The sequence below is a fragment of the Methylobacterium sp. WL6 genome (genome assembly GCF_008040095.1).
Taxonomy (GTDB): domain Bacteria; phylum Pseudomonadota; class Alphaproteobacteria; order Rhizobiales; family Beijerinckiaceae; genus Methylobacterium.
Genome location: NZ_VRVH01000220.1, coordinates 1 through 7,774 on the forward strand (window position 1 = coordinate 1; position 7,774 = coordinate 7,774).

Consider the following 7,774-nt stretch of genomic DNA (forward strand, 5'->3'; position numbering starts at 1 on the left):
GTAATACGGCTCCTCGTCCATCAGCCCGACCCGCCTGCGCGCGGCCCTGTTCGCGGCGATCCCCGAGGCCATCGCCGGCTACGCGGTCGACGACCTCGAGGCGAAGGCGCCGGACTGGGCCTTCGGCAGCCGTCCCCTGGGGCCGGCCCTGGCGCTGGTCGCGCTCGTGGCGTGCGCCGGCATCGTGGTGTTCGAGGCCCTGCCCCCGTTCCTCGCGATGATCCTGGTCGTGGCGGCGCAGACGCTGTTCCTGGTGATGGCGATCTTCCGCGTCGGCGCCGTGTTCGTCGGCGTCCCGACCGTCCCGCCGCCGATCGCCTCGCCCCTGAGCGACCGCGACCTGCCGACCTACACCGTCCTCGTGGCGCTCTATCGCGAGGCCCGCGTGGTGCCGCGGCTCGTCTCGGCGCTGGCCCGGCTCGACTATCCGGCGGCCAAGCTCGACCTGAAGTTCGTCGTCGAGGCCGACGATGCCGGCACCATCGCCGCGCTGGCGGAGGTCCCCCTGCCCGCCCGCTTCGAGGTGATCGCGGTGCCCGACGGCCGGCCGCGGACGAAGCCGCGGGCGCTCAACGTCGCCCTGCCGCTCGCCCGCGGCGAGCTGCTCGTGGTCTACGACGCCGAGGACGTGCCCGATCCCGGCCAGCTCCGGCTCGCCGCCGAGATCTTCGCGCGGGCGCCCGCCCGCACCGCCTGCCTCCAGGGCCGGCTGGTGATCGACAACGCGGAGGATTCCTGGATCGCCCGGTGCTTCGCCATCGAGTATGCGGGCCTGTTCGACGTGCTCAATCCGGCGCTGGCGCAGTGGCGCCTGCCGATGCCGCTCGGCGGGACCTCGATGCACGTGCGCACCGAGGTGCTGCGCAAGCTGCACGGCTGGGACGCGCGCAACGTCACGGAGGATGCCGATCTCGGGATGCGGCTGGCCTGCGCCGGCTATGAGGTCGGCGACCTGCCGAGCGCGACGATCGAGGAGGCGCCGAACAACCTGCCGGCCTGGCTGCACCAGCGCGTCCGCTGGATGAAGGGGTTCCTGCAGACCACCGTCACCTACGGCCGCCGCCCCGCCGAGACCTGCCGGCAGCTCGGGCGCCTCGACGCGCTCTGCGCCGTGACGCTGCTGCCCGGCGCCGTCGCCTCGGCCCTGGTCTATCCGATCTTCCTCGTCTGGGCGGGCGCCGACTTCCTGCTCCAGGAGATCCCGGCCGCGCCCGAGCCCTGGCCGAACCTGCCGCTCGCCGTCGCGATCACCCTGTTCCTGGCGGGATCCGCGGCCCTGGTCCTGCCGGCGGCGCTCGGCTGCATCCGCCGGGGCTGGTGGGACCTGCTGTGGTTCGTGCCCGGGATGCTGCTCTACTTCGCCCTGGTCAGCGTCGCCGCGTGGCTCGCGGTGATCGAGTTCGTCCGCGCGCCCTCGCGCTGGAACAAGACCGAGCACGGGCTGTCGCGCACCTCGCGCAGCGGCCTGCTGCGTCCGCGGCGCCCGGCGGCGTGAGGCCCGCGCCGGATGCTCAGATCCGCCGCGCGAGCTCCGCCGCGGTCTCGTCGGCCGGGCGCATCAGGTTGAGCGCGCCGAGGAAGCGGTTCCTGCCGTCCATCACGTAGACCAGCGCGGTGTGCTCCATCGTGTAGTCGCCGTCCTTGCCCGGCACCTTGCGGCTGTAGGCACGATAGGCCTTCACGGCCGCCGCCACCTGCGCCGGGCTGCCGGTGAGCCCGGCGATCCGCGGATCGAAGCTCGACAGGTAGGCCTTGAGGCTCGCCGGCGTGTCCCGCTCGGGATCGACGGTGATGAAGGCGACCTTCATCGCCTTGGCCTTCGGCCCCAACGCCGCCAGCACGTCCGAGATCTGCTGCAGCGTGGTCGGGCAGATGTCGGGGCAGTGGGTGAAGCCGAAGAACACGAGGTGCGTGGCGCCCGCGAAGTCGGCCTCGGTGACGGCCTTGCCGTCCTGGTCGACCAGCGCGAACGGCCCGCCGACGCTCGAGGCCGCCACCTCCGTCCGCTCCGGCATCAGCGTGAACACGGCCGCCGCCGTGAGCCCGACGAAACCGAGCACGAAGGCGATGATGGGCAGGAGGGCGCGGCGCATGGAGGTGACCTTCTCGCGACGGCCGCTGGAACAGCATGGGCGGCCGCGGGAGGCAAGGTCGGGGCACCTCGGAGGCCCTCGGCGCTTTGCCTCAGGCCCGCGTTCCGTCGTGCGCCTCCTTGGCCTGGAACCCGGTTCGGCAGGTGCCCGCGCGACGCCCTCACGATGCGTCCGGCGTCACGATCGGGCTGGCCGCAGACGGGAAGCGGCCGGGTCTAGATCGCGATCTGCGCCTGCTCGACGCGGTCCGCGACACTCTGTTCCTTGAGCGCGTCGCCCACCATCAGGATCGCCGGTCCTTCGAGCAGCGAAGCCTCGACCCGCTCCGCGAGATCGGCCGCCGTGCCCCGCAGCGCCGCCTGGTTGGGCCGCGTCGCGTTGAACACCACCAGAGCGGGCGTCGCCGGTGCCAAGCCTTCGGCCACCGCGCGCTCCAGCAGCACCCGCAGGGTGCGCTTGGGCATGTAAACCACGGTGGTGACCGAAGGGTCGGCGAGCGCGCCCCAGTTCAGGTCGTCCGGCAGCGCGCCGCGGCGGTCGTGGCCGGTGACGTATTGCAGGCGGCGCGCCGCGTCGCGGTGGGTGAGCGAGACGCCGAGGGAGGCGGCCGCGCCCTGCGCCGCGCTGATCCCGGGCACCACGGCGACGGGGATGCCGGCCTGCCGGCAGGCCTCGATCTCCTCGCCGGCGCGGCCGAAGATCAGCGGGTCGCCGGATTTGAGGCGCACCACCTGCTTGCCGGACTTGGCGAGCGAGACCATCAGCGCGTTGATGTCGTCCTGGCGGCAGGAAGGGCCGTGGCCGGTCTTGCCGACCAGCATCGTGCGCGCCTCGCGGCGGGCGTAGTCCAGGATCTCGGGGGCGACGAGGTCGTCGTAGAGGATGACGTCGGCGTTGCGCAGGGCCCGCAGCGCCTTCAGCGTCAGCAGCTCGGCATCGCCCGGCCCGGCGCCGACCAGCGTCACCGCCCCGCCCTTCGGCGCGGCCTCGGTCTGCGCGAGCAGCCTGTCGAGGTCGGCCTGCGTCGGGGCCCGGTCGGGCTCGGCGAAGGCCAGGTCCGAGAAGCGCTCCCAGAACCCGCGGCGCTCGCTGAACCCGTGGAAGCGGGCGGTGACGCCCTCGCGCCAGTCCCGCGCCGCCGCGACCCAACGCGAAAACCCGCGCGGCAGCATCGCCTCGATGCGCGCCCGCACGGTCTGCCCGAAGACCGGCACCGCGCCTTCCGTCGAGATGCCCACCACCAGCGGCGAGCGGTTGACGATGGCGCCGAACTTCACGTCGCAGAGATGCGGCCGGTCGACAGCGTTGACGATGGCGCCGGTGCCGCGCGCGGCCGCGACGAAGGCGACGCACTCGGCCTCGTCCTCCATCGCGCCGATGCAGAAGGCCGAGCCCCACAGGTCGTCCGGCGTCCAGGCCCGCTCGTGCAGGGTCACGCTGCCGGCGACGATCTCGCCCGGAACGTTGCGCATCTCCTCGCTCGGCTCGGCGGCGTAGACGTCGACGTGGGCGCCGGCGGCGGCGAGCAGCTTCACCTTCCAGGGCGCGCCGCCGTTCGAGCCGCCCAGCACCGCGCGCTTCCCCTGCAGCGGCACGAAGACGGGTAGGACGGCGAGGGGCTCGAGGCCGGCGCGGGTCTCGCGCGGCTGGCGGGGCGTGCTCATGAGGGTCGGCTTGGATCTCGGCAGGGTCACGGACGAACCTGATGCTACGCGGCGTCGCGCGCAAGCGCCTCCGGCAGCAGCTTGCGGATCTCAGGGATGCACGAGCCGCAATTCGTGCCGGCCTTGCAGGCCGCGCCCACCGCCTCGACGGAGCCCGCTCCGCCCGCGATGGTCGCCGTGATGACGTCGAGCCCGACCCCGTGGCAGGCGCAGACCACCGGCCCCGCCCCGGCGGTGGCGGCGCGGCCCGAGAGTAGGGCGCGGCGCTCGGCCGCGCCGGGCACCGCCTCCGCGAACAGGGCCTTGGCCGCCTCCCAGTCGGGCCGGCCCGCGTCGGGACCGAACGCGAGGCAGGCGAGGAGGCGCTCGCCGTCGTAGACCGCGCAGCGGTAGCGGCCGCGGGCGTGGTCGGCGTACTCGGCGAGCTCCAGCCCCTGGAACAAGCCGCGCATCAGCAGCATGGCCTCGCGCGACCCGTCCTGCGTGGCGAATTGCAGGCCCGCGCCGCCGGCGATCGTGGCGCGCGCCCACCACCATCCGGCGGGCGCCGCGACCGGGTCGCGGCTGAGCAGGAAGCCCCGCGAGCGGTAGGCGGCAGCCTGGATCGCCGCCGGCGTCGCCTTCAGCTCGGGCTGGCCCGAAAGCGGGTCGGGCACGCCGCGGACCAGCGCCCCGACGCGGGCCATCGAGGCGTTCGAATCGTTCCAGTGCATCGGCATGAACAGGTTGCCGGGCGCCACCGCCTCGGTGACGATCACCTCCAGCTCGGCGGCCCCGTGCGCGGTCGAGACCCGGGCGAGGCCGCCCTCGGTCAGGCCCGCGGCGGCGGCGTCGCGCGGATGCACCTGGACGAAGGGCACCGGGCGATGGGCCGAGAGCCGCTGGCTCTTCCCCGTCCGCGTCATCGTGTGCCAGTGGTCGCGCACCCGGCCGGTGTTGAGCACGAAGGGCATCGCCGCGCTCGTCGCCTGCGCCAGGGCCGGCGCCTGCACCGCGACGAAGCGGGCGCGCTTGTCGAAGGTGAAGAAGCGGCCGTCGGAAAAGAGCCGCGCCTTCGTGCCGCCGCGCTTCGTCAGCGGCCACTGCACCGGCAGGTTCGTCTCGTAGGCGGCGTCCCCGATGTCGGCGAGCGCGCCGATGTCGAAGTCGCGGGTGCCGTTGTTCTCGAACGCCGACAGCGCGGCGTGCTGGCGGAACACCGCCGCCGCCGAGGTGAAGCCGAAGGCGGCGCCGTGGCCGAGGCGGCGCCCGACGTCGGCGAGCACCGCCCAGTCCGGCCGCGCCTCGCCCGGCGCCTTGAGGAAGCGGCGCTGGCGCGTGATCCGGCGCTCGGAATTGGTGACCGTGCCGTCCTTCTCGCCCCAGGCCAGGGCCGGCAGCAGCACGGTCTTCCGGGCCGTGGCGCGGGCGGTGTCGGAATCGGCCATCACCTCGGAGACGACGAGCAGGTCGAGGCCCTTCAGGGCCTCCTTGATCATGTCGGCCTGCGGCATCGAGACCAGCGGGTTGGTCCCCATCACCCAGAGCGCCTTGATCTTGCCGCGGGCGACCGCGTCGAACAGCGCCACCGCCTTCATCCCCTCGCCGGTGATGAGGTTCGGCGCGTTCCAGAAGCGGCGGACCTTGTCGACCTCCTCCGGCGCGAAGTGCATGTGGGCGGCCAGCATGTTGGCCAGCCCCCCGACCTCGCGCCCGCCCATGGCGTTGGGCTGGCCGGTCAGCGAGAACGGTCCCGCGCCCGGCTGCCCGATGCGCCCGGTGGCGAGGTGGCAGTTGATGATCGCGTTGCCCTTGTCGGTCCCCTGGGCCGACTGGTTCGCGCCCTGCGAGAAGGCGGTGACGACGCGCTGCGTGGCGGCGAACAGGTCGAAGAAGGCGGAGACGTCCGCCTCCGACAGGCCGGTCGCCGCCGCGGTGGCGGCCAGCGTCGGCGCGATCGACTGCGCCCGCTCGAGCGCGCCCTCGTAGCCGGAGGTGTGGTCGGTCACGAAGCGGGCGTCGCACGCGCCGATGCGGTCGAGATGCACCAGCAGGCCCGAGAACAGCGCGCTGTCGGTCCCGGGCCTGAGGCCGAGGAACAGGTCGGCCTCCTCCGCGGTCTCGGTCCGGCGCGGGTCGACCACCACGAGCTTGGTGCCGCGCGTCGTGCGCGCGTCCACCATCCGGCGGAACAGGATCGGGTGGCACCAGGCGGTGTTCGAGCCGACGAGCACGATGACGTCGGCCTCGTCGAGGTCCTCGTAGCAGCCCGGCACGGTGTCGGAGCCGAAGGCCCGGCGGTGGGCGGCGACCGCGCTCGACATGCACAGGCGCGAGTTGGTGTCGACGTGCGGCGTGCCGAGGAAGCCCTTCGCGAGCTTGTTGGCGACGTAGTAATCCTCGGTGAGCAGCTGCCCGGACAGGTAGAACGCGATCGCGTCCGGCCCGTGGGTCTCGGCCGTGCGGCGGAAGGCGCCGGCGACGGTGCCGAGCGCCGATTCCCACGACACCCGCGCGCCGTCGACGTGCGGGTGCAGCAGGCGGTTCTCCAGGCCCAGCGTCTCGCCGAGCGCCGAGCCCTTCGAGCACAGGCGGCCGAAATTGGCCGGGTGCGCGGTGTCCCCGGCGATCCCGGCGCCGCCCTTGCCGTCCGGCGTCGCGATCACCCCGCACCCGACGCCGCAATAGGGGCAGGTGGTCCGAACCGCCGCAGCCTGGTTCGCGCCCTGCTGGTTCGAGACCTGGGGCTCCGGCACGTGCACGGTCATGGCAGGGTCCTCGTATTCACGACGTCGGCCGGCGCCGGCGGAGGCAGCAAGAGTCGGGCCGGGCTTCCCCAGGGCCGCCCTTCCCGCGCGAGCGGGAGGGCGGCCCTGTCGGCTCAGTACACGTCGGCTTGGTAGCGCCCGGCCTTCTTCAGCGCGCCGAGATAGGCCACCGCCTCGTCGGGGGATTTGCCGCCGTGCTGGGCGGCGACGTCGATGATCGCGCGCTCCACGTCCTTGGCCATGCGCTTGGCGTCGCCGCAGACGTAGAAGTGGGCGCCCCCCTCCAGCCACTTCCACAGGTCGGCGCCGTTCTCGCGCATGCGGTCCTGGACGTAGGTCTTCTCGGTGCCGTCGCGCGACCAGGCCAGCGACAGGCGCGTCAGCACCTTGTCGTCGCGCATCCGGGTGAGCTCGTCCTTGTAGAAGAAGTCGCTCGCCTGGCGCTGGTGGCCGTAGAACAGCCAGTTGCGCCCAGGCGCCTGCGTCGCGGCGCGCTCGCGCAGAAAGGCCCGGAACGGCGCGATGCCGGTGCCGGGGCCGCACATGATCACGTCGGTGGCGAGGTCCTTCGGCAGCCCGAAGCCGTGCGCCTTCTGCAGGTAGATCTTCGCCCGGGTCTGCTCGGGCATGCGCTCGCCGAGATGCGTCGAGGCGACGCCGAGCCGGAGGCGCGAGCGGTGGTTGTAGCGCACCGCATCCACCGTCAGCGAGACCTTGCCCGCATCCATCTTCGGCGAGGACGAGATCGAGTAGAGCCGCGGCTGCAGCTCGTCGAGGGATTCGAGGAAGACCTCGGCGTCCGGGCGCGCGCCGGGAAACTTGTGCAGGGCGCCGAGCACGTCGAGATAGGCGGCGTCGCCGTCCGGGTCCTCGCCGGCCGAGAGCGCCTTGGCCTTCCGCCGGGCCTCGCCGGAGGTCAGCAGCGAGAGCAGCTGGTAGAGCCCGTCGGGGGCGGCGCCGAGCGAGTAGTCGGCGATCAGCCGGTCGCGCAGGGTCTTGCCGCCGATCACCCGCTCGGGGCGGGCGCCGAGCTCGGCGATCACCGCGTCGGCGAGCGCCGGCGCGTTGGCCGGGAACAGGCCGAGCGAATCGCCGGCCTCGTAGCTGATCGGCGTGTCCCTGAGGTCGAACTCGACGTGCCACGTCTCCTTCTCGCCGCCCGGCTCGTTGAGCCGGCGGCGGCCGAGGAAGATCGCCTCCACCGGGTTCTCGCGGCAGAAGCCGAGGGGGCCGAGGTCGGCGGCCTTGTCCGCCGCCGGCTCAACGAGCC

5 protein-coding genes are annotated in these 7,774 nt (G+C 73.3%); 1 reads left to right on the forward strand and 4 read right to left on the reverse strand.

The genetic code is table 11. The annotated features are described in order from the left end of the window. Window positions 1–166: 166 nt before the first annotated feature. Window positions 167–1,495 carry a glycosyltransferase gene (locus FV230_RS21245; protein ID WP_348642157.1) on the forward strand — a complete coding sequence of 443 codons (1,329 nt, stop codon included), beginning with the start codon at window positions 167–169 and terminating at the stop codon, window positions 1,493–1,495. A gap of 16 nt (window positions 1,496–1,511) precedes the next feature. Here the strand turns inward: FV230_RS21245 and FV230_RS21250 are convergent, their stop codons facing one another. The 4 genes from FV230_RS21250 to FV230_RS21265 all read right to left on the reverse strand — a co-directional run. After that, window positions 1,512–2,093, reverse strand: coding sequence for an SCO family protein (locus FV230_RS21250; RefSeq protein WP_147843809.1), 582 nt, complete (start codon window positions 2,091–2,093; stop codon window positions 1,512–1,514). A gap of 215 nt (window positions 2,094–2,308) precedes the next feature. Then, a complete protein-coding gene (gene cysG / locus FV230_RS21255) occupies window positions 2,309–3,757 on the reverse strand; it encodes a siroheme synthase CysG (protein ID WP_147843810.1) in 1,449 nt (482 codons plus the stop codon). Between the two features lie 44 nt (window positions 3,758–3,801). Continuing rightward, on the reverse strand, window positions 3,802–6,504 hold the full coding sequence (locus FV230_RS21260; RefSeq protein ID WP_147843811.1) for a nitrate reductase: 2,703 nt from the start codon (window positions 6,502–6,504) through the stop codon (window positions 3,802–3,804). A 113-nt stretch (window positions 6,505–6,617) separates the two neighbouring features. Then, window positions 6,618–7,774 (reverse strand): sulfite reductase subunit alpha (locus FV230_RS21265; protein WP_147843812.1); only part of this gene is annotated, 1,157 nt, incomplete at its 5' end.

Excerpts from the sequence above, each read along its gene's own strand:
- cysG (WP_147843810.1), bottom strand. The coding sequence starts at position 3,757 with ATGAGCACGCCCCGCCAGCCGCGCGAGACCCGCGCCGGCCTCGAGCCC.
- FV230_RS21260 (WP_147843811.1), bottom strand. The coding sequence starts at position 6,504 with ATGACCGTGCACGTGCCGGAGCCCCAGGTCTCGAACCAGCAGGGCGCG.
- FV230_RS21250 (WP_147843809.1), bottom strand. The coding sequence starts at position 2,093 with ATGCGCCGCGCCCTCCTGCCCATCATCGCCTTCGTGCTCGGTTTCGTC.